General features: G+C 66.7%; 18 protein-coding genes. 12 read left to right on the plus strand and 6 right to left on the minus strand.

Annotated elements, in window-relative coordinates; all coding sequences use genetic code 11:
• Positions 1-198: 198 nt before the first annotated feature.
• From GD1_RS13765 to GD1_RS13780, 4 genes are all read left to right on the plus strand, one after another.
• A complete protein-coding gene (locus GD1_RS13765; protein ID WP_059037592.1) occupies positions 199-1,305 on the plus strand; it encodes an NAD(P)-dependent alcohol dehydrogenase in 1,107 nt (368 codons plus the stop codon).
• An 82-nt stretch (positions 1,306-1,387) separates the two neighbouring features.
• The gene (locus GD1_RS13770; RefSeq protein ID WP_059037594.1) at positions 1,388-2,404 is read left to right on the plus strand and encodes a DUF7064 domain-containing protein; all 1,017 of its coding nucleotides are present in this window, start codon (positions 1,388-1,390) and stop codon (positions 2,402-2,404) included.
• 21 nt (positions 2,405-2,425) lie between these two features.
• Entirely contained in the window at positions 2,426-3,628 is a 1,203-nt protein-coding gene (locus GD1_RS13775) for a phosphotransferase family protein (protein WP_020790070.1), read from the plus strand.
• 2 nt (positions 3,629-3,630) lie between these two features.
• Entirely contained in the window at positions 3,631-4,167 is a 537-nt protein-coding gene (locus GD1_RS13780; protein WP_059037596.1) for a hypothetical protein, read from the plus strand.
• A gap of 7 nt (positions 4,168-4,174) precedes the next feature.
• On the opposite strand, the gene GD1_RS13785 is transcribed toward GD1_RS13780, so the two are convergent.
• From GD1_RS13785 to GD1_RS13805, 5 genes are all read right to left on the minus strand, one after another.
• A complete protein-coding gene (locus GD1_RS13785) occupies positions 4,175-5,548 on the minus strand; it encodes an aminotransferase-like domain-containing protein (RefSeq protein ID WP_059037598.1) in 1,374 nt (457 codons plus the stop codon).
• 81 nt (positions 5,549-5,629) lie between these two features.
• Positions 5,630-7,273: an AMP-binding protein gene (locus GD1_RS13790; RefSeq protein ID WP_059037600.1), complete on the minus strand. Its 1,644-nt coding sequence runs from the start codon at positions 7,271-7,273 to the stop codon at positions 5,630-5,632.
• Between the two features lie 204 nt (positions 7,274-7,477).
• The gene (locus GD1_RS13795) at positions 7,478-8,638 is read right to left on the minus strand and encodes an acyl-CoA dehydrogenase family protein (RefSeq protein ID WP_083534193.1); all 1,161 of its coding nucleotides are present in this window, start codon (positions 8,636-8,638) and stop codon (positions 7,478-7,480) included.
• Positions 8,639-8,721: 83 nt separating this feature from the next.
• Positions 8,722-9,519 carry a hotdog fold thioesterase gene (locus GD1_RS13800; protein ID WP_169798195.1) on the minus strand — a complete coding sequence of 266 codons (798 nt, stop codon included), beginning with the start codon at positions 9,517-9,519 and terminating at the stop codon, positions 8,722-8,724.
• A 105-nt stretch (positions 9,520-9,624) separates the two neighbouring features.
• Positions 9,625-10,416: an SDR family NAD(P)-dependent oxidoreductase gene (locus GD1_RS13805; protein ID WP_059037604.1), complete on the minus strand. Its 792-nt coding sequence runs from the start codon at positions 10,414-10,416 to the stop codon at positions 9,625-9,627.
• Positions 10,417-10,721: 305 nt separating this feature from the next.
• Between GD1_RS13805 and GD1_RS13810 the strand changes: the two genes are divergently transcribed.
• The 5 genes from GD1_RS13810 (at position 10,722) to GD1_RS13830 (ending at position 15,740) form a co-directional block, all read left to right on the plus strand.
• Positions 10,722-11,570 (plus strand): PaaX family transcriptional regulator, encoded by an 849-nt coding sequence (locus GD1_RS13810; RefSeq protein ID WP_373855325.1) that lies wholly within the window; start codon positions 10,722-10,724, stop codon positions 11,568-11,570.
• A 207-nt stretch (positions 11,571-11,777) separates the two neighbouring features.
• Positions 11,778-12,926 carry a 2-hydroxyacyl-CoA dehydratase subunit D gene (locus GD1_RS13815; RefSeq protein ID WP_202927198.1) on the plus strand — a complete coding sequence of 383 codons (1,149 nt, stop codon included), beginning with the start codon at positions 11,778-11,780 and terminating at the stop codon, positions 12,924-12,926.
• 14 nt (positions 12,927-12,940) lie between these two features.
• The gene (locus GD1_RS13820; RefSeq protein ID WP_053777321.1) at positions 12,941-14,281 is read left to right on the plus strand and encodes a 2-hydroxyacyl-CoA dehydratase subunit D; all 1,341 of its coding nucleotides are present in this window, start codon (positions 12,941-12,943) and stop codon (positions 14,279-14,281) included.
• Between the two features lie 2 nt (positions 14,282-14,283).
• A complete protein-coding gene (locus tag GD1_RS13825) occupies positions 14,284-15,216 on the plus strand; it encodes an acyl-CoA dehydratase activase (RefSeq protein ID WP_020790130.1) in 933 nt (310 codons plus the stop codon).
• The gene (locus GD1_RS13830; protein ID WP_059037608.1) at positions 15,213-15,740 is read left to right on the plus strand and encodes an SDR family oxidoreductase; all 528 of its coding nucleotides are present in this window, start codon (positions 15,213-15,215) and stop codon (positions 15,738-15,740) included. Before GD1_RS13825 ends, GD1_RS13830 begins: the two co-directional genes overlap by 4 nt.
• A gap of 78 nt (positions 15,741-15,818) precedes the next feature.
• Here GD1_RS13830 and GD1_RS13835 read toward each other — a convergent pair whose 3' ends face one another.
• Positions 15,819-17,102: an MFS transporter gene (locus tag GD1_RS13835; RefSeq protein WP_059037614.1), complete on the minus strand. Its 1,284-nt coding sequence runs from the start codon at positions 17,100-17,102 to the stop codon at positions 15,819-15,821.
• Positions 17,103-17,371: 269 nt separating this feature from the next.
• On the opposite strand from GD1_RS13835, the gene GD1_RS13840 reads away from it, so the two are divergent.
• The 3 genes from GD1_RS13840 to GD1_RS13850 are packed head-to-tail and all read left to right on the plus strand — an operon-like array spanning position 17,372 to position 20,237.
• The gene (locus GD1_RS13840; protein WP_020790135.1) at positions 17,372-18,166 is read left to right on the plus strand and encodes an enoyl-CoA hydratase-related protein; all 795 of its coding nucleotides are present in this window, start codon (positions 17,372-17,374) and stop codon (positions 18,164-18,166) included.
• A gap of 1 nt (position 18,167) precedes the next feature.
• Positions 18,168-19,304 carry an acyl-CoA dehydrogenase family protein gene (locus GD1_RS13845; RefSeq protein WP_053777346.1) on the plus strand — a complete coding sequence of 379 codons (1,137 nt, stop codon included), beginning with the start codon at positions 18,168-18,170 and terminating at the stop codon, positions 19,302-19,304.
• 36 nt (positions 19,305-19,340) lie between these two features.
• Entirely contained in the window at positions 19,341-20,237 is an 897-nt protein-coding gene (locus GD1_RS13850) for an SDR family oxidoreductase (RefSeq protein ID WP_020790131.1), read from the plus strand.
• Positions 20,238-20,361 lie beyond the last annotated feature (124 nt).

The following is a 20,361-nucleotide window of genomic DNA, read 5'->3' on the forward strand; positions in this document are numbered from 1 at the left end:
TCGACGCCGTCGTCGTCCCCGATCCCATCCCTGCTGTCTCCGACACCATCTGTGCTGCCACCGCCTACCGAAACCCGGCCCGACCACCTGTTGTGTTCCACGCCACTCCTCCCTACACTTTGGCCTAACCATTTTCTAATCGCAATGGTTTCCCGCATTCTCACATTGGCCCAGCCAATTCCGCGCAAAGAGGTTCCCATGCAGATCACCGCAGCCGTGGCACACGGCGCCCACCAGGACTTCACCATCGAAGAAGTCGAACTGGCAGCACCCCGCAACGACGAGCTCGTGGTCGAGATCCGAGGAGTCGGTCTCTGCCACACCGATATCGCCGCCCGCGACGGCGTCTACGGGCTCCCCTATCCCGTCGTCCTCGGCCACGAGGGGAGCGGGGTCGTGGTGGCGGTCGGCGACGACGTCACAATCGTCGCCGTCGGCGACGAGGTCGCCGTGTCGTTCAGCAGTTGCCGGCGGTGCCGCCCCTGCACCACGGGAAGGCCGGCCTACTGCACCGAGTTCACCGCGGAGAACTACATCGGGAGCAGACCGGACGGAACGGACACGATGTCATCCGACGGGGCTCCGGTCCACGGACACTTCTTCGGCCAGTCGTCCTTCGCATCGCACGCACTGGTCAACGAACGCAACACCGTCAAGGTGGAGACCGACCTCGACATCTCACTCGTCGGACCGCTGGGATGCGGAATCCAGACCGGTGCCGGCGCGATCATGAACTCGATGCGTTGTGGCGCAGACCGTTCCCTCGTCGTTCTCGGTGGCGGACCGGTGGGCCTCGCCGCGGTCATGGGTGCTGTCATCCAGGGCTGCACCCCGATCATCGTCGTCGAACCGATGGCATCCCGGCGTGCCGTCGCCACGGAACTCGGGGCCACACACGTCATCGACCCGATCGGTACGGATCTGACCGCGGCGCTGCGGACGATCGCCCCGGACGGGGTCGACCACATCTTCGACACGACCGGCCGAGTCGACGTCATCGGGGCGGCGATCGATGCCGCCGCGCAGAATGCCGTCGTGGGTCTCGTCGGTGTGCCCGCGGACTTCTCGGTGGACCTCCCGGTCAACATCGTCGGTGCCATGCAGAAGGGACTCACCATCACCGGGATCGTCGAGGGTGACAGTGTGCCGGAAACGTTCATCCCGGAGCTGCTCGCCCATCATGCCGCGGGACGCTTCCCGTTCGACACCCTCATCACCACATACCCGTTCTCCAAGATCAACGACGCCATCGCGGCGCAGGAGCGTGGCGAGGTGACCAAGCTCGTCCTCGTTCCCGATGCCTGATCCCGTCAGCCTGATCCCGTCAGCCTGATCCGCCGCCCTGATCCTGGCTCCCTGATCCTGACGCCGATACCGAAAGGCAGCAATGATCCATCCCGAAGACGCCGACCTGCACCCCGTCGATCCGTCGCTCACCACCTGGACCGAGACGATCGGCTTCTGGTTCGCGATACCCGAGGAGAACCTCTACGGCAACGTGTACGTGTTGGCCAGACCCAATGTCGGCGCGGCGATCTCGTCCGTCAACGTCGTCGCCGGCCTCAACCGTCACCCCTTCACCGTGGATCTGACCGATCCGCAGATGCATTGTCCCTGCCCGGATTCCATGATGTCGTTCGAGATGCAGAGTGGGCTACGCGTGGAGGTCACCCAGGCCCCCAACCACTACCGGTTCGCCTACGACAACATCGCGGGGGCATGTTCGTTCGACATGACCCTCGACGGCGCGATGCCTGCCTGGGACCCAAACGATCCCGCCGAGAACCCGCTCCTGGACTCACCCGACGACGACCATGCCGATCTCGGCCTGGGCGATGCCTGGGCGGGAGGCCATCTCGACTTCCTCGGCCGGGTGCGCGGAAGCCTGACGTTGCGCGGCCGCACCTACGAGATCGACTCGATGGGCGGCATGGATCGCAGCTGGGGAACCCGCACCGAACTCGGACAGGCCGCCATCGCCTACATCCACATCCCCTTCGACGAGGATCTGGGTATCCATCTGGTCACCGGAATCGAGCTGCGGGGCGGTGACGTCGTCTACGGCCCACTACGATTCGGCTACATCCACGAGGGCGAGAAGGTGTACGGGATAACCCGGGCATCGGTATCGGCAAACCAGCAGGGGCTGAGCCCGTTCCAGAACGAGATCACCGTCACCGACTCCACCGGCCGGACCATCACGGTGCGCGGCTCGGCGGTGGCCGGTGCGCCCTGGTACACCTTCAGCCCGTCCTATGTGACGTTCCAATCGCTCATGCACTACGAACTCGACGGCCGACATGCCTACGGACTGCAGGCCGACACCTATGGCATCGAATTCCTCGCCGATCGGACCTCGCGTCACGGCTCCCTGACCGCGCAGGCCTTCGGACCTGGAATCTGATCCCCGACAACAGGACTGAGAATGACCCGAACACTCTCCGCACCCGGCATCTCCACCGCGACGGTGGCCGAGGTCCGCGACCGCTTCCCCACCGACCCCGCCGCCCAGCGCGCGATCGATCGCAAGTTCACCCGCCGTCAGGGGCCGGGCTGGTCCCCGATCGGTCTCGACGAGCTGACCGAGGCGCTGCGCGGGCTGATCGCCGCCCAGGCCGATGCCGGCACCGATGTCGAACTCCGCAACTCGCGCTGGCTCACCGGTGGTGCATCGAAGATCCAGATGGCCTTCGACCTCGTCTCCGATGAGCACCCCGAACCACGGAAGCTCCTGCTCCGCATGGATCCGCCCGAATCGTTGAACGCGACCATCAAGACGAGCGAGTTCGAGATCCTCCGCGGCGTCGCGGGCGTACTCCCCGCGCCGGAGGTGCTCTGGGTCGACGACGAAGCGTGTCATCTTCCCGAGCCGGGCCTGGTCTGCGGTTTCGTCTCCGGCGTGACCAAGCCGACGCTCGCCACCACCGGTCAGGTCAGTGGTCTGGGCACCGATTTCGGTCCGGCGCTGCGTAAACCGCTCGGCGATCAGCTCATCGCGGGGCTCGCCGCACTCCACACCATCGATCCGGGTTCGTGGGGTTCCGAGGCTCTCACCGTCCCCGCCGCCGGGACCACCGAGCGTGCGAGCCGGCAGCTCAACTTCGAGCGTCAGCTCTGGACACTCGACAGCCTCGACGCCTCCCCGATCATGGAGCTCGCGGCCAACTGGCTCGCCCGCAACCTTCCGGTCATGGATCGGGTCAGCGTGGTCCACGGTGACTTCCGAAGCGGGAACTTCTTGTTCGACGAGGACACCGCGACGATCACGGCCTGGCTCGATTGGGAGTCGGCCCACCTCGGCGACCGGCACTACGATCTCGCCTACTGCGCACAGGATCTCTTCGGCCACTACGACGAGACGGGCGAGACGTTCCTGGTCTCCGGACTCGTCCCACGCGAGGAGTTCTTCGAGCGCTACTCCGAGGCATCCGGACTCACCGTCGATCCCGAACGCCTGCGCTGGTATTCGATCTTCTGCGGGTTCTCGGCCACGGTGAAGACGCTCGCCACATCCATGCGTATCGCCCAGCTCGGACGATCGCATCAGGACGTCCTGCTGGCACGGCTCGAAGGTACGGTACCGATCCTGCTCGGCCAGTTGGGACGTCAACTCCAGGAGGTGCTCTGACCATGGACTACACCACGATCACGCTCAAGGCCGCGGCGAAGGCGATGGAGGACGCCGTGTTGCCCGCACTGTCCGCCGCAGGAGACCAGCAGGCACTCGAACAGGCCCACCTCGTCTGGGACGCGATCCGATTCGTGGCCGACCGTGTCGATCTCGTCGCGGCGCGACGCCGGGCGGAGGCGATCGCACTGATCGACCTCGTCGGCAGGTTGGCCGAGCTCGACGCGATCGACGACACGACCACCGCCCGTCTGGGCGGCATCCGATCTGCGGCCATGGCCCGCATCGCAGACCCCGAGACCACCGCCGAAGGGTATGCGGTCGTCATCGCCGGTCTCGGTGACGAGGTCACCGCCGTACTGCGGACCGCCGACCGGCTCGCACCCGCACAGCGGGCAGGCGTCGAGCGAACTGTCCTGGCTCACGCCCTGCGACGACTCGAACTCGACCGGTCATGGCTGCTCCCACTGGGATTCGACCCGGATCCGGCCGGCGTTCCGGAGCTTGCCGGGTTGCTCGCCGCCGGCACCACGGGCTGACTCACGGTCACACCGGCGACGAGAGCAGCTCGGCCAGATCATCGGCAGGGTGCCAGATCGGCAGTCTGATGTGGGTATCGAAACCGCGCGTCGCCGAGAAGGCCGGTCCCGCGGCGATACGGATGCCACTCGCCTGTGCGGCCATCGCATAGTCGATGGCATCGGAATGGATGTCGACCCAGAGTCCGCTGCCCCCTTCGGGGGGCAGCGGATTCCATTCGGGCCGACACCGGCGCACCACACCGACGGTTGCGGCGGCATGGTCCATCAGCGATCTGCGACGCTCCTCGGCGATGGCGCGGGCACCGAGGAGCGCTTCGGACGCCACGACCTGGTCGAGCACCGATGTCGTGACATCGATCGTCTGCTTGACGTCGGCCACGCGGGCGATCATCGCCGGCTCCCCTCGGATCCACCCGACGCGTAGTCCGCCCCAGAACAGCTTCGACAGGGTCCCCACCGTGAGGAGTTTGTCGGGTGCGATGTGACCCGCCAGCCCCGACGTCTGGATCTCCGGGTCAAAGATCAGATCGGCTGTACTCCGATCCTCGATCACCAGGAATCCCTGCCTGTTCGCCGACTCGGCGAGGTCGAGCAGCATCTCCTCGGAGCGCACCAGTCCGGTCGGGCTGTGGACCGACGACTGGGCGTAGACCATGGCCGGGCCATGTCGGCCCCGCCGGGTGAGCGTGTAGTCCGACCACGGGAGCGCGTCGACGCGAAGATCGCGGCCACACCCGGCGAGCACGGCGAGGATCCCACGGTAGGTGGGATCCTCGACCATGATGGTGTCCCCGGTCTCGGCCAGCGCGAAGACCGTGAGCCACAACGCCTGCTGCGCACCTGCGGTGATCAGGATCTGCTCCGGAACCGTGGGCGTGCCACCGACGGTGAGATACCGCGCCACCGCATTGCGCAAAGCGGCGAGCCCGAAGGCATTGTGGCCGTCGGTCTCCAGATACGGCCGCAGGGAGTTCGACCGCATCCGCTCGAGGACGTCGACGAAGGTGCCGCCGGCCGGCAGGGATTGGGTCGACAGATCGGCCACCACCGACGACAACCCCGAACCCGGGTCGTCCAGCGGGCGCAACCGCGGCTTGTTGGGTGGGCTCACCGTCGAGCCCCGCCCGACCTCTGCTGTGACATATCCGCCGCCGGCAAGGATCTCGTACGCCGTCGTCACCGTCCCGCGGGCGACCTCCAGCTCGGCTGCCAGAACACGCTGCGCGGGAAGACGCACACCGCTTCTCAGTTCCCCCGATTCCACCAGGTGGGCGATGGCGGTCGCGAGGCCGATACTCAACGTGCCGTCGTGGGAGCGCCAGGTACCGAGCATCGACGCCAGCTCGCGGGCGGAGAGCTGTGGACCCGGATCACGCATGGTCCGATCATCGCACAGGGTCAGATCACGGCGCCGCCATGCGCGAAGGCGCAGGTCCGATCACCACCCTGCGCGCCCCCGTCACGCCTTGGCGACCGACGACCGGCCACTCGTCACCGCATCGGGGACCAGATCTCCCGATTCGATGTCGGCACGCACCCGGAACTTCTGGATCTTGCCCGACGGCGTCATCGGGAACTGATCGGTGAAGAACCACAGGGACGGCACCTTGTGCGCCGAGATCCGTTCGCGGCACCATTCTTTCAGAGTCAGCGGGTCCGGCGGGGCGGCATCGTCGGCAGGGCGGATGACCGCGGCGATCTGTTCACCCCAGTACTCGTCCGGCACGCCCACGACCACCACGTCACTGATGTCCGGATGGCCGAAGAGCAGTTCTTCGATCTCGCGGGGATAGATGTTGACGCCGCCACGGATCACCATGTCCTTCAGACGTCCGGTGATCTTCAGGAAGCCCCGGTCGTCCATGGTCGCGAGGTCGCCCATGTGCAGCCAGCCCTCGGCATCGATGGTGGCGGCCGTGGCCTCGGTCATGTCGTAGTAGCCGAGCATGTTCTGATAACCGCGGCAACAGATCTCGCCTTGCTCACCCAGCCCCACCACCTCGCCGGTGATCGGGTCCACCAGACGGACCTCGAGCTCCGGGAGGGGTTGTCCGACGGTGGTCGCCTGGTCGGCGGGGCTGTCACCGATCCGGGTCTGGCTGATGACGCCGTGCATCTCGGTCTGGCCGAACAGGATCGAGAAGTCGCAGTTCCACTGCGCGGTGACCCGACGGACGAGCGCCTCGGGCACCGCCGCCGCGCCGGACATCACCGTCTGCATGCTCGACAGATCGCGGGTCGCGGCATCCGGGTGATCGAGTAGCGCCAGCAGCATCGTGGGTACCAGGAGACCATGTGTGCCCCGATAGGTCTCATACGCCTCGAGTACCGCGGCCGGGTCGAATCCCGGTAGTACCACGTAGGTTCCGCGCGCCGAGAAGGTGCCCAGCTCGGTCACCGCACCACCGCCGATGTGATACATCGGCATGGCGTTGACACAGACCCCGCCGTCCCCCATACCCGCACGCTCGAAGACGAAGGTCGCCTCGTTCACGATTCCCTTGTGGTGCAGCAGTGCACCTTTCGGGAATCCGGTGGTACCGGAGGTGTACTGGATCTGGACGGGCGCACTCGCCTCGACGTCGGGCAGGACCGTCGCCGGGTCGGCACGCTCGGCATAGGTGGCCCACTCGGCGTCGGGTACCGCCAGCCGGATCGCGGGCAGCGCGGTGGTCACCTGCTCGACGATCGCCGCGAGATCCGCCCCGCGATACTCGGCCTGATAGAAGATCCCCGAGGCCCCGGACTGCCCCAGCACGTACTCGAGCTCGTCGGCCCGGTAGGCCGGATTGGCCGCGACGACGATCATGCCCGCCATCGCGATGGCCTGCTGCAGGATCACCCAGTCCGCACTGTTCGGCGCGAAGATCGCGATCCGGTCGCCGGGCGCGAAGTCGGACAGCAGCCCCTTCGCGTAGCGCTCGACATCGGCGACCAGTTCCGCATACGTCCAGCTGCGTCGCGCATCGACGTCGGCGACCGCGTCGACCAGTGCCATCCGGTCCGGATCTGCGGCCGCCCCTTCTCTGATCAACTGCGGCAGGGTGACGTCCCGGACACCCGAACCGGCGACGGCCGGCCAGGAAGACATGGTGAGTGGCATGGATTCGGCTCCGATCGGCTACGTGAACCGTACCCGGACAGGTTCACGGATGAGTGGCTCACATCACATACTAAAGGTCGTACCATTCAAATGCAACCGCTATGTCGGAAAAGTACCGTTGCGCTGCAACGCATTTCACCGAAGCCACAAGGACCACCGGTACCCGCCCACGACATCGCGGGCGGGTACCGGTCGGCATGCCGATCACCTGGAGTACGGAATGAAATCCTTGCCGTACGTCTCACGCATGATGATGATCTTCTGGATCTGCGCCGTCCCGTCGGCGATCTCCACCGACATCGCGTCCCGCAACCGCTGCTCGAACGGCAGCTCGCTCGAGTATCCGTAGTTCCCGTGCAGCAGAAGGCAATCCTTGATCGCCGCGGAGGCCGTGACCGGCCCGAACCACTTCGCCATCGCCGCCTCGGCCGTATGCGGCAGACCCCGGTTCCGCTTCTCGAGTGCCGAGTAGCAGATCAACCGTGCCGCTTCGAGTTTCGTCAGATGCTCGGCCAGCGGGAACGACACCCCCTCGCATGTCGCGAGCGGAGCACCGAACGCCTCCCGGTGCCGCACGTACTCGGCGGTCTCGTCGACCGACCGCTGCGCGGTCCCGATGCCGGCCAATGCGAGCAGCGGCCTGGTGAAGTCGAATCCGTTGAGCACCTTGGAGAATGCCCGACCTTCCGGACCCACCCGGTTGACGTCGGGCACGACGACGTCCTCCAGGTGCAGTACGCCGCGGCTCAGCGGACGCCACCCGGTGTCGGCGACCTCCGAGGTGGCGATCCCCGCGGCGTCGAGCGGGACGAGGAAGGTCGACACACCCACATCCGAACCGTCGCGCACGGTCCTGGCCGCGAGCAGGATCGCCTCGGAGTTCGGGAGCATGGTCACCGAGGTCTTCTCACCGGTGATGCGGTACCCGCCGTCGACCCGGGTCGCCGTCGTCCGAATCCGGGCGGCATCCGAACCCACTTCCGGTTCGGTGAGCCCGAACGCGACATAGGTCTCCCCCGCGACGAGACGTGGCAGCCAGGCGTCCTGCACCTCCGGTTCGGCATGAGCGGCCAGCAGCGAACTCATCAGCATCACCGGGATCACCGCGTTGGCCATGTTGAAATCCGCCGCGGCCAGTTCCTCGATCACGAGGCCGACGGTGACGTAGTCCTCGGTCCCGAGCGCGTTGTACTTCTCCCCGGCGAGCAGCCCGAGGGCGCCCAGTTCGGCGATGCCGCGATGCAGTTCCCACGGGAAGTCACTGCTCTTGGCCCGCGCGAGGTAGCCGTCGGCGAGGCGGCGGTCGGCGAAGTCGTGGACGGCCTTGCGGATGTTGTCCTGTTCGGGTGTGAGCAATGGTGGCATCTGTGCGTCCTCTCGGGTCGAGCAGCGTTGGGGTAGGTGGTCGGGGCCGTCCACATCCAGGGGCGGCCGGTCGGCGGTGGCCGTCAGGGGCGGCGGTAGGCGATCGAGGCGCGGGTGCACACCTTGCCGTCGGGGCGGACGGAGTCGACGGTGACCAGCGCCGAGTTGCGTCCGATGTGCACCACGTCGGTGACGAAGTCCAGCGTCGATCCCGCCGGTCCCGGGCGGAGGTAGGTGATGTGCAGCGACGCCGTGACCAGGCCCGGCACCCTCGCCGACACCGCGGAGGCCCCGGCCAGGTCCGAGGCGTAGATCGCGATGCCGCCGTGCAGCGACCCGCCCGGATTCACCAGCGGGTCGACGACGTCGAGTTCCACCGTCCCGGCCGACCGTCGGAGTCCGAGCAGCGCCGGCAACGGCCGGCCCGAACCGGCGGGCGCGCCCTCGCCCGGCACCGTGCGCAGCTGCGGGGACGCCGTGCTGAACTCAATGCGTTCGACGACTGCGGCGACCATGCCGCCGTTCCTGTCGGTGACGGTTCCCGTGGCGCTCGCACCGGTGGACCCGTGGTGAACGCAGCGGCCTCGTGCGACGAGCCGCGTGCCGGCGGCGGAGGGGAAGCGACCGCAGAAGGTGATCGTGAGATCGGTGGTCACCGCCCAGCCGCCCGCCGGCCGGTAGGCGACCGCGGCGCTGCCGATCGCGGTGTCGACGAGGACCCCCAGTACGCCCGGGGTGACGCCGCCCGGCCCGGTCATCGAGGCGTCCAGCGTCATCTCGCCGACCGTGGCCAGGCTCGTGCCCACCACACCGGCCACACCGAAGACCTGTTCCGGCGGTCCGTGGATGTAGCTGATCGGCATCGACGCGGTCTCCGCCATGGTCACCCCGCCGGATTCACCATCCGATCGGGAAGTGCTGTCGACCAACATGTTCCGACCTCCATCGAGGGTGTGGTCCGCCGGGACGAGCAGCCACGGCGTGGATCAGAAGGCCGAGATCCCGCCGTTGACGCTGATGGACTGCCCGGTGAGACGCGCGGCCCCCGGGCCGGCGAGGAAGACGATCAGCGAGGCGAGGTCGTCGGCCTCGGCGACTCCCAGATGCGCTTGGGTGGCCGCCTTTTCGAACAGCGACCGGCTGAAACCGTCACTCAGGACGTTGGCGGCGGTACGGGTGCCGTTGATCAGCGACGGCGTCACCGCGTTGACCCGCACACCATTTCGCTTGGCCTCGATCGCCGCGACACGGGAGAACATCACGATCGCCGCCATCGCCGCCCCCAGGACGCTCTCCCCGGGGGTGGGCACCTTCGCCGCGTCGGAGGCGATGTTGACGATGCTCCCGCCGCCCTGCTCCTGCATCAGCGGGAGCACGGCGCGGGTGAACAGCATCGGGGGCAGCGCCTGTCCGGTCAGGATGCCGGAGAAGTCCGTGGCCGGTGTCCGGTGCAGCAGTTCGGGGCGATAGGCGGTGGCCGTGGAGTTGACGCAGATGTCGAGCGACCCCAGCTCGCGGTGAGCGGTGGACACGACGCGTTCCACCTCGGACTCGTCGGTGGCATCGGCGGAGATGAAGTGGACGTCCGCATCGGGATGGTGCTCACGCACGGCCTGACGCGCGGCGTCGCCACGTTCCTTGTCGCGGCCGACCAGCACCATTCGCCGGACACCGGCCTCGGCGAGGCCGAGCGCGGTCGCGAGCCCCACACCGGAGGTCCCGCCGACGATGAGTGCACCGGAGTCCGCGTAGGTCCGGACCAGGGGAGATTCTGACACGACTTCACCTCTCGAAGACGAACACCGACGAGTCCGACGACCCGGGACCGGGTCACGCCGCACCGTGGTGACGAAGGGCTGTGCGCGCCGCCCCGACGTCGTCGAGGGGTATCCGCGCCTTGGTTAACGTTCTACACTATGGATGCGGATCTATCCAGAGATGTATCAAAAAGGACGGGGCCCGACCCCGCTCACCCCGGAGGTATCCGATGACCCCACCCGCGCAGACCGCCACGACGCCGACCGCGCCGCGCCGAGGCCGGCCGCTCCCGTCGACTCCGTCGGGCCGATCCCCGCTGACTACGATGTCGCTCATGACCGATCAGTGCGACGAGATCCTGGAAGGCACCACGACCTCCATCAAGAGCGCCCGATCGGCACTGATCTCCATCCTCGGCGAGCTCGTCGCCCCCTACCGCAGGCCGGTACGGACCGCCGCACTGCTCTACGCGCTCACCGGCGTGGGGTTCGGCGAGTCGGCGAGCCGGCAGGCGATCTCCCGGGCGGGTGCATCCGGCCTGATCGCCCCCGAGCGGGACGGCCGCGAGACGAAGTGGGCGGTCACCGAGCGGTCATACGAGCTGTTCCGCGAGGGCACCACGCGCGTGTTCCCGGACACCTCCGCGCAGCGCTGGGACGGCAACTGGCTCGTCCTGATCGTCCCGATCCCCGAATCACAGCGGGCCACCCGCAAGAAGCTCTACGCCGCCCTCCGATGGGCGGGCTTCGGCAACCCCAGTGCCGGGATCTGGGTGTCGCCGCATGCCGACCGTCTGTCCGAGGCCCAGTCCGCCATCGAATCCCTTGACCTGCAATCCAATACGATCTCGTTCATCGGATCGCCCACGACGGTCGGCATCTCCGAGTCCGAGATCGTGCACCGGTCCTGGGATCTGGACAAGGTGTCGAGCGCCTACGAGTCCCTCCGCGCACGGTTCGACAACAACAACCATCTCACCGGCAAGGCCGCACTGGTCGCACACATCGAGCTGATCGACGCACTGCGCCACACCCCCTACATGGATCCCCAACTACCGCAGGAGCTCCTGCCCGACTGGCCCGGCCTCACGGTGATCCGGCGGTTGCAGGAGCTGCGCACCGAACGCGCCCCCGCCGCGCATGCCCACTGGCTGGAGATCGCCCGGCCGGACTGACGACCGGACGATGCCGAGAGGTATCGACACCCGGCCACCCCGTCATCCCCGACCACCCACGGATCCGCCTCAACGTTTTACACATCTAGACATGATCTAGCATGAAATGTATCGTTTCAGGTGACGCCCGATGAGCTCGACTCGTCCACAGCCACCGCGTCTCATCTCAGCCAAAGGAACATCGTGAGCCAACTCCACGCACCCTCCATGGCCCTCCTGAAGTCGGCCGCCGACGATCCCGCCGCCTACGTGCAACGATGGAAGTCCGCGCACGGGCGTCCCGCGATCGGGACGTTCCCGATGAACTTCCCCGTCGAACTCGTCCACGCGGCGAACGCCCATCCGGTGATCATCCAGGAGAGCCGCACACCCATCACCGAGGGACGCAGCCTGCTCGCCGAGTTCTACTGCGGTTACACCCGCAGCGTCGCCGACCAGATCGCCATCGGTGAACTCGACGGCATCGACGCCTTCGTCGCCGCCGACCACTGCGTCCAGCTGCTCGGGGCCGTCGACGTCATCCGTTACAAGCGTCCGGACACCCCGGTGCACTTCGCCCAGTTCACCAGCGCCATGGACGGCGCCCTGACCAGACCACGGGTGGAGAACCGGATCTCGGAGCTGACCGCCGAGATCGAGCAGGTCACCGGCACCGCGGTCACACCCGAGCGGATCACCGCGAGCATCCGGGCCTACAACGGCAACCGGCAACTCCTCCGGGAGTTCTACGCGCTGCGCAAGTCGGGCCGGGCACGCATCACCGCGAGCCAGATGCAGCTGCTGGTCAAGTCGTCGATGGTGATGGACATCGACGAGCACACCGCGATCCTGCGGACGATCCTCGCCGACCTCCGGGTAGAGCAGGATGCACCGGCCGACGTGGTCCGAATCCACCTGTCGGGCCACTTCTGTCATGCCCCTCGACCCGAGATCCTCGACGCCATAGAGGATTCCGGGGCGATCGTCGTCGACGACGACCTCTACACCGGCTACCGCTACATCTCCACCGACGTGCCCGAGACCGACGATCCGCTCGCCGCGCTCACCACGTGGTATCTGGACCGCAATGTCAACGCACCCTGCCCGACCCGGGTGACCAGCGACGTCGACTGGGACACTTACCTTCTCGACTCGGTCGCCGAGAGCGGCGCCAACGGTGTGGTGGTCCTGATGGCCAAGTTCTGCGAACCGCACATGCTGTACTACCCGGAGCTGCGCAAGGCCCTCGACGCCCACGGTATCCCGTTGCTGCTCATCGAGACCGAGCACGAGGGCCTGCCCCTCGAGAAACTGCGCACGCAGCTCGAGACCTTCGTCGAACGAATCCGCCGCCGTCCGGCCCCGATCGCGGTCTGAACCCAGGAGACATCATGACCAGTGAACTCTTCCAGAAGAACAAGACCAACAAGCTCGCCAGCACCCGCGTCGGCGGAAAGATGACCGCCGACTACTGGGAGAACATCTTCACCGCGAAGGAACGCGGCAAGCATGTCGTCTGGTACAACGGCGCCGCCATGAACCCGCTGTTCCAGGCGGCGGGCCTCGAATGGTGCCACGGTGAGGCATTCGCCGCCCGCCTCGCCGCACAGCACCTGGAGGAACCCGCCCAGCTGGCCGGCGCGGAGTACGGCTACATCGGAGAATTGTGCTCCTACGCAAGGACCCACCTCGGCTGTGCGGTCCTGACCCAGCAGAATCTCACCGAGAGCGAGACCGGTGTGGTCGGCATGCTCGACCAGCAGGAGCTGGCCGCCAAGCTGCCCGCACCCGACTTCTTCGTCAACGGCTATGCCGGCTGCAGTACCGGCCAGCAGTGGGATGCGATGACCTACCGGGTCTTCGACCGTCAGCTCCCGGTCTTCAACGTCTCGCTCCCGATGCTGTGGGGCAACAAGCCCGACGCCGGCTACATGCGGGGCGAGGAATGGGAGGAGGTCAGCGACTACGCCGAGGGCCAGCTGCGTGAACTCGTCGCCTTCCTCGAGCACCAGACCGGGCGTCCGTTCGACTGGGATGTGTTGAGCGAAAGCATGTCCTACATCAAGAAGGCATCCGAGCTGCGCCTGGAGGGAATGGCCCTGTGCACCCAGGCACCCACCCCCGCCACCTACTGGGACTGGGTCGCCAGCATCGCCCCGATCAACTTCCTGCCCGGAAACCAGGCACTCGTCGACTACTTCGCCGGGGTGAAGGCCGAGATCGAGCAGCGCCTGGTCGACGGTGTCCCGGCGATCGCCGACGAGCGATACCGCGTCTACTTCGACGGGATCATGAACTGGAACAAGCTCGGCTTCCTCACCAAGAAGTTCGCCGAGTACGACGTGGCCGTGGTCGCCGGACGCTACACCCACGAATCCTTCTGGCAGGAACCGCAACTCATCGACGTCGACAACCCCCTGCGCGGAATGGCCCAGCATTATTTGCTGTGCCCGCTCAATCACGGGTTGAAGAACCTGCAGGAGCTGCTGATCCGGCGTCTCGACGAGTACGCGATCGACGGGATCGCCTTCCATTCCACCCGAACCTGCCGGGCCATGACCAACCCGCAGACCATGCTGGCCAAGACCGCCGAGCGCGAGCGGGGCGTCAAGTCCTTCTTCTTCGAGGGTGACGTCGCCGACGCGTCGTTCTACAACGACGAGCTCTTCGACAGCCGGCTCGAGGCGATGCTGGAGGCCATCGACGTCCAGCGAACGAAGATGCTGGTCTGACGATGTCCTGGTATGTGATGGGAGTCGACCTCGGGTCGACGACAGCGAAGGCCGTCATCGTCGACGACGCCGGTGAGATCGCCGGGTCGGCCGTCGTGCAGATGGGTGCGGTGAGCCGCGATGCGGTGGCCGTGGCGATGGACCGCGCCCGCGCCGATGCCGGCGTCGACGCCTCGGAGATCCGACGGATCGTCAGCACCGGCTACGGGCGCAAACTCGTACCCGGTGCCGACCGGTCGTTCACCGAGATCACCTGCCATGCACGGGGGGCCGCGGCCATGCATCCCGGCGTCAGGCTCGTGATCGACATCGGCGGCCAGGACAGCAAGGCGATCACCGTCGGCGACGACGGCCTCGTCGAACGGTTCGCGATGAACGACCGGTGCGCCAGCGGCACCGGCCGGTTCTTCGATGTGCTCGCGCGTGCGCTCGAGGTGGACATCGACCAGATCGCCGATCTCGCACTGTCGGGAACCGAGGGCCTCGAGGTGAGCAGTATGTGTGCGACCTTCGCCGAGACCGAGGTGATCTCCATGCTGGCGCAGGGACTCGACAAGGCCGACATCGCCGCGTCGGTGCACAAGGCGGTCGCGGCACGGACATTGGGCCTCGTGGCGCAGGTCGGCAAGGACACCCCGACGGTGATGACCGGCGGGGTCGCCCAGAACGCCGCCGCACGCCACTACATCGAGAAGGCCCTGCGTCATCCGGTGCAGATCCTGACGCAACCGCAGATCGCCGGGGCGTACGGGGCCGGGCTGCTCGCACGCGACGAACACCTGGGTGCGATCGCGCGGACCGAACCCCAGGACACCGCCACGAGACGCTTTCTCGCCGAACGCAAGACCGAGGCGGCTCCGCGCTGCCAGGGCTGTGACGGTTCACTCGACCACCACCACGAACCGGTGCCCTTGACCCTGGAACCGCGACCATGAGCTCGTCGTCGGCACCCGGTGGCGGACTGACCGACTCGACCGTCTTCGTCGTCGGTGGCGACACCCCGGTGGGCCGGCTGGTGGCGCTGCACCTGGTTCGCGCGGGTTCCCAGCGAATCGGCATCATCGGATCGGACGCCGCCGAGACCGAGAACACCGCACGCGCGGTCTTCGGTGCCGCGTCGGGCATGTGGTCGGTCGCCGCCTCGGGCGAGATGTCCACACCGGCCGAGGCCCAACGGATGGTGGCCGAGCTGTCCGCCGCGTTGGGTGACCCCGACATCGTGGTGTCCTGTAGCGGCGGACCCGAGCTCGTCAGTGACATCGCCGGACACACGATGGCCGAACTCGGGGCGGGGACTGTGATCCGATTGGACTCGGCCGCAAGCCGTCCCGGCCCGACCGATGGACCCGAGCACATACGGTTGCGCACCGTGGACGGATCGGCCGACCGCACACCCGAACAGATCGCCGCAGCCGTGGTGGCGGCCGCGACCGACACCGGCGTCCCCGAACAGAACTGAGCCCTGGCCGGCATCCGATGATGCCGGCCAGGGCTCGCCACTGTGTCCTGTCAGCTCGGTCCCGTCGGTTCGGTCCCGTCAGCTCGTCATCGCGGCCTGTTCGGCCGGTGATTCGGAGTCCACCGAGATCTCCTGGTGGTCGAGCGAGTAGCGATAGGAGCCCATCGCGAGCAGGCAGACGATGGCCACGACGACCATCGCGACGATGGGAACGATGCTCGCGGTGTACGACCCGGTGATCGTGTACACCTGCCCGAGCAGGAAGACACCGGCCGCCGAGCCCATCGCGAACAGGAAGTACACACAACCCAACACCCGGCTGTACGAGTGCTTCGGGAAGTACCGGCTCGTCATGTACGCCGCGACGTCGCCTTCCGCGCCGAGTGCGAGACCGATGAGCACCGCCCCGAGGAACAGTGCCGGACTCGAGGTCGACGAGATGAGCAGGATGACGCCGACCGCACACAGCGCGAAGATGACGGCGCCGACGAACGATGCGAAGATCCGGTCGAGGAGGTATCCGACGCCGAGTCGGGCGGCGACGGACGAGAGGCTCAGCACCGACAGCAATGTCACCGCCAGCGTCTTGTCGATCCCCTTGTCGGTGGTCATCGGGACCACCTGCGACATCAACCCGAACGTTGCCGACGAGACCAGGAAGATCGCCGCGCACAGCAGCCAGAACTGTCGGGACGTGCGGGCGATGCGCCACAGCGACTCACCGGCCGTACGGCCTTCCGATCGTGCCGCGACACGTTCGCGCTCGTAGTCTGCGGGCATCTTGGTCACGAAGGCGTACACCGCGGTCGGGATGGCCGTGCACAGTGCACCGATCACCAGAAATGTCCCGCGCCAATCGATCAGCCCCACCAGCCAGTTGGCCAGATAGGGCATCAGCACGCCGCAGGCACCACTGCCGGCCATCAGCAGCCCCAGTGCGAGCCCACGCCGGTCGACGAACCAGGCGCTCACCACCGTGGCATGTGCGACCGGGTTGACCGCACCCGCACTCGCCCCGATCAGCACACACAGGGCGTAGAAGGCGATCTGGCTGTTGGGGATCACGGCCATCAACATCAGACCGATGCCGAAGCCGAGGGTCATCGGCAGCGTCGGGATTCGCGGTCCATACCGGTCGACGAGCACGCCGAGGACGATGATGCTGATGCCGACGAAGACGGTCTCGATCGAGAATCCGTTGGTGATCACATCACGGCTCCACCCGAACTCTTCGGTCATGGGTTTCCCCAGGATGTTGAAGAGCACGTTCACCGTGGCGGTGCCGAACAGTAGGGTCAAGAATCCCGTTGCCACATACCACCATCGATTGAGATGGCCGGTGTGTGCGGGCGTCGTGGTCATGGTCAATGCGAACTCCCCTGCGGTCTGGGTGTCGTCCAAGAGATCCGGACCTGATGTGCCGGACGTCACACACTGAAACATATGGACCGACCAAAAGTAAATATCGGACCTAGTACACAGTCACCCGGCGACGCACGCCATCCCGGCGACGACGTCGACCACCACTCTTGCGTCCCGCAAGGTTCCACGGTTAGTGTGGCGTAAATGGTCAGTCCATATACGCGACGGGCCGTCACCCCATCTACACAGCGAGAGGACACCGAAGTCTGATGAGCGAATTCACCGACATCACCTACGAGGTCGACAACGGGCTGGCATGGATCACGATCAACCGTCCGGAGCGCTACAACGCGTTCCGCGCGCAGACCGTCGACGAGCTGATCCTCGCCTTCAAGCGCGCCTGGGCCAGCTCCGACGTGGGCGTCGTCGCCCTCACCGGCGCCGGCGACAAGGCATTCTGCGCCGGTGGCGACCAGAAGCAGCGCGCCGAGACCGGCGACTACGGCCCCTCCCAGAGCGGCCTGTTCGAGGTCGAGTCGCTGCACCGCGTGATCCGCGACAACCCGAAGCCCGTGATCGCGGCCGTCAACGGCCTGGCCATCGGCGGCGGCCACGTCCTGCACGTCCTGTGTGACCTCACCATCGCCGCCGACACCGCCCAGTTCGGGCAGAACGGCCCGCGCGTCGGTTCCTTCGACGCCGGACTCGGCTCGGGCTACCTGGCACGCGTCGTCGGCGAGAAGCGCGCACGCGAGATCTGGTTCATGCTGCGCCGCCTGTCGGCCGAGGAAGCACTCGACTGGGGTCTGGTCAACAAGGTGGTCCCGGCCGCCGAACTCCGCAACGAGGTGCGCGCCTGGGCCGACCAGATGCTGGACTTCTCCCCCACTGCACTCAAGGTGCTCAAGCAGTCGCTCAACACCGACACCGAGCACTTCGTCAGCGTGGGACAGATGGCGTACTCCACCCTCGAGATCTTCGGCGAGACCCCCGAGGCCCGCGAGGGTATCACCGCCTTCAACGAGAAGCGCAAGCCCGACTTCACCCCCTACCGGGGCAAGTAGCGTGCAGTTCTCCACAGAACAGCGTGAGTTCGCGGCGGCAGTGTCGGACTACTGCCGCCGCGAACTGGCCACCGTCGCCCAGCGCGATGCGGTGACCGACGGCGGGACCCTGGCCAACAGTCCGACGGTGCTGGCCGACATGGCCCGCAACGGTTGGCTGGGGGTGTCGCTGCCGGAACAGTTCGGCGGCGGCGGTGCGGGATTCGTCGAGGAGTGCATCTTCCTGGAGGAGTCCACCCGTGGACTGGCCCCGATCACCGCCTACTCCACCGGCCTGACCGCCGCACAGACCTATCTGCGGTGGGGCACCGACGATCAGAAGAAGACCGTCGTCACCAACCTGGTGGCCGGCAGGCTCGAGGCGATCGCACTCAGCGAACCCGGCGCGGGTTCTGACCTCGCCGGGCTCCGGGTGAGTGCCCATCGCGACGGCAGCCGCTACGTACTCAACGGCCAGAAGACCTGGATCTCGGCCGCTCATGTGGCCGAACACATCCTGGTGCTGGCACGCGAGGACTCCAGCGGCACCAAACATCAGGGTATGACCCTGCTGATGGTGCCCACCTCGACCCCGGGGCTGACCATCCGCGGCATCGAGACGATGGAACCGCGGACCTGTAACGACGTGTTCTTCACCGACGTCGTGGTCCCGGATTCGGCGGTTGTCGGCACCCCGTGTCAGGCGTGGAAGCAGCTCATGCGTGGACTCTCGATCGAGCGGATGATCATCTCCGCCATGAGTATCGGTGGTGCACGACGCGCGCTCGACGACGTCATCGCCTATGCGGGAGAACGCGAGCAGTTCGGCCGGCCCATCTCGTCGTTCCAGGCCCTGCGTCACCGGATCGCCGACCTTGCCACCGACATCGAGATGGCACGGGTGTTCGTCTACGACGTCGCCGCCAAGATCGATGCCGGCCTCGAGGACGATCTCGCCCGTGAAAGTGCCATGGCGAAGATGCGCTGCACCGAGATCGCCAAGAACACCGCACTCGAGGCGATGCAGATGATGGGCGGCTACGGCTACGCCCGCGAATACGGCATGGAGGGCCAGGTCCGCCGCGCCCTGGCTCCGCCGATCTACGGTGGCACCAACGAGATCCAACGCGAGATCATCGCGAAGAACATCGGCCTGTAGGCAATCTGCCGGCCCCGACCATCGACGAGGTGTCCGATGAGCGAAACCCCCTTCTCCTCAAAACTGCTGTCCGGCAAACGCATTCTCATCACCGGCGGCGGTACCGGCCTCGGTCGCGGAGTTGCACGCCACCTGGTGGAACACGGCGCCGAGGTCCATTTATGGGGCCGGCGTGAGGCGGTCCTCGCCGAGGCCGCGGCCGAGGCTTCCGAACCGCGTCCCGGATCGGTGCACTACCACACCGTCGACGTTCGCGACTACGAGAACGTCGACGCCACCATGGGTGCCATCTGGTCCGAGCACGGCCCGCTGACCGGCGTGATCAACAACGCCGCGGCCAACTTCATCGCGCAGACCAAGGATCTCAGTCCGCGCGCCTTCCAGGCGATCACGAGCACCGTGATGAACGGCTCCTTCCACACCGCACATGCCGCGGGTAAGCGGTGGATCGCCGACGAACTCCCCGGCTCCATCCTGTCCACCCTCACCACCTGGGTGTGGACGGGGTCGGCCTTCGTCGTCCCGTCGGCGATGGCCAAGGCCGCTGTGCACTCCATGACCATGTCCCTGGCCGTCGAGTGGGCCAAGTACAACATCCGGGTCAATGCCGTTGCCCCCGGACCGATCCCCACCGACTACGCCTGGGAGATGCTCAACCCCACCGACAAGAGTTCGGTGGGCGCCACGCAGACCGATCAGATCCCCGCCGGCCGGGCCGGGACGATCGACGAGCTCGCCAACCTCACCATGTTCCTCCTGTCGGATGCCTGTGACTACCTCACCGGCCAGACGATCGCCATGGACGGCGGCCAGATGCTGGCCGGACCCGGCACCTTCGCCGGTCTGACCACACTGTCCGACGCCGACTGGCAGCAGATCAAGGAGACCAGCAAGGCCGCTTCGGAATCGAGCAAGTCCCAGCGAAGTGTCTGACACCCGCAACACCGAAATGGCCGCTGTCGTCGACAGCGGCCATTCTCGTGTCCCCACAACTCATCCACGGCCCGTGGATGATTGATCCGGGCTACCGGTCGATGATTGAGCCGGGACCGAGCAT

The sequence above is a fragment of the Gordonia desulfuricans NBRC 100010 genome (assembly GCF_001485495.1).
Classification (GTDB): Bacteria; Actinomycetota; Actinomycetes; order Mycobacteriales; family Mycobacteriaceae; genus Gordonia; species Gordonia desulfuricans.

Excerpts from the sequence above, each read along its gene's own strand:
- GD1_RS13765 (WP_059037592.1), top strand. The coding sequence starts at position 199 with ATGCAGATCACCGCAGCCGTGGCACACGGCGCCCACCAGGACTTCACC.
- GD1_RS13770 (WP_059037594.1), top strand. The coding sequence starts at position 1,388 with ATGATCCATCCCGAAGACGCCGACCTGCACCCCGTCGATCCGTCGCTC.
- GD1_RS13775 (WP_020790070.1), top strand. The coding sequence starts at position 2,426 with ATGACCCGAACACTCTCCGCACCCGGCATCTCCACCGCGACGGTGGCC.
- GD1_RS13780 (WP_059037596.1), top strand. The coding sequence starts at position 3,631 with ATGGACTACACCACGATCACGCTCAAGGCCGCGGCGAAGGCGATGGAG.
- GD1_RS13785 (WP_059037598.1), bottom strand. The coding sequence starts at position 5,548 with ATGCGTGATCCGGGTCCACAGCTCTCCGCCCGCGAGCTGGCGTCGATG.
- GD1_RS13790 (WP_059037600.1), bottom strand. The coding sequence starts at position 7,273 with ATGCCACTCACCATGTCTTCCTGGCCGGCCGTCGCCGGTTCGGGTGTC.
- GD1_RS13795 (WP_083534193.1), bottom strand. The coding sequence starts at position 8,638 with ATGCCACCATTGCTCACACCCGAACAGGACAACATCCGCAAGGCCGTC.
- GD1_RS13800 (WP_169798195.1), bottom strand. The coding sequence starts at position 9,519 with ATGGCGGAGACCGCGTCGATGCCGATCAGCTACATCCACGGACCGCCG.
- GD1_RS13810 (WP_373855325.1), top strand. The coding sequence starts at position 10,722 with ATGTCGCTCATGACCGATCAGTGCGACGAGATCCTGGAAGGCACCACG.
- GD1_RS13815 (WP_202927198.1), top strand. The coding sequence starts at position 11,778 with ATGGCCCTCCTGAAGTCGGCCGCCGACGATCCCGCCGCCTACGTGCAA.
- GD1_RS13820 (WP_053777321.1), top strand. The coding sequence starts at position 12,941 with ATGACCAGTGAACTCTTCCAGAAGAACAAGACCAACAAGCTCGCCAGC.
- GD1_RS13825 (WP_020790130.1), top strand. The coding sequence starts at position 14,284 with ATGTCCTGGTATGTGATGGGAGTCGACCTCGGGTCGACGACAGCGAAG.
- GD1_RS13830 (WP_059037608.1), top strand. The coding sequence starts at position 15,213 with ATGAGCTCGTCGTCGGCACCCGGTGGCGGACTGACCGACTCGACCGTC.
- GD1_RS13835 (WP_059037614.1), bottom strand. The coding sequence starts at position 17,102 with ATGACCACGACGCCCGCACACACCGGCCATCTCAATCGATGGTGGTAT.
- GD1_RS13840 (WP_020790135.1), top strand. The coding sequence starts at position 17,372 with ATGAGCGAATTCACCGACATCACCTACGAGGTCGACAACGGGCTGGCA.
- GD1_RS13850 (WP_020790131.1), top strand. The coding sequence starts at position 19,341 with ATGAGCGAAACCCCCTTCTCCTCAAAACTGCTGTCCGGCAAACGCATT.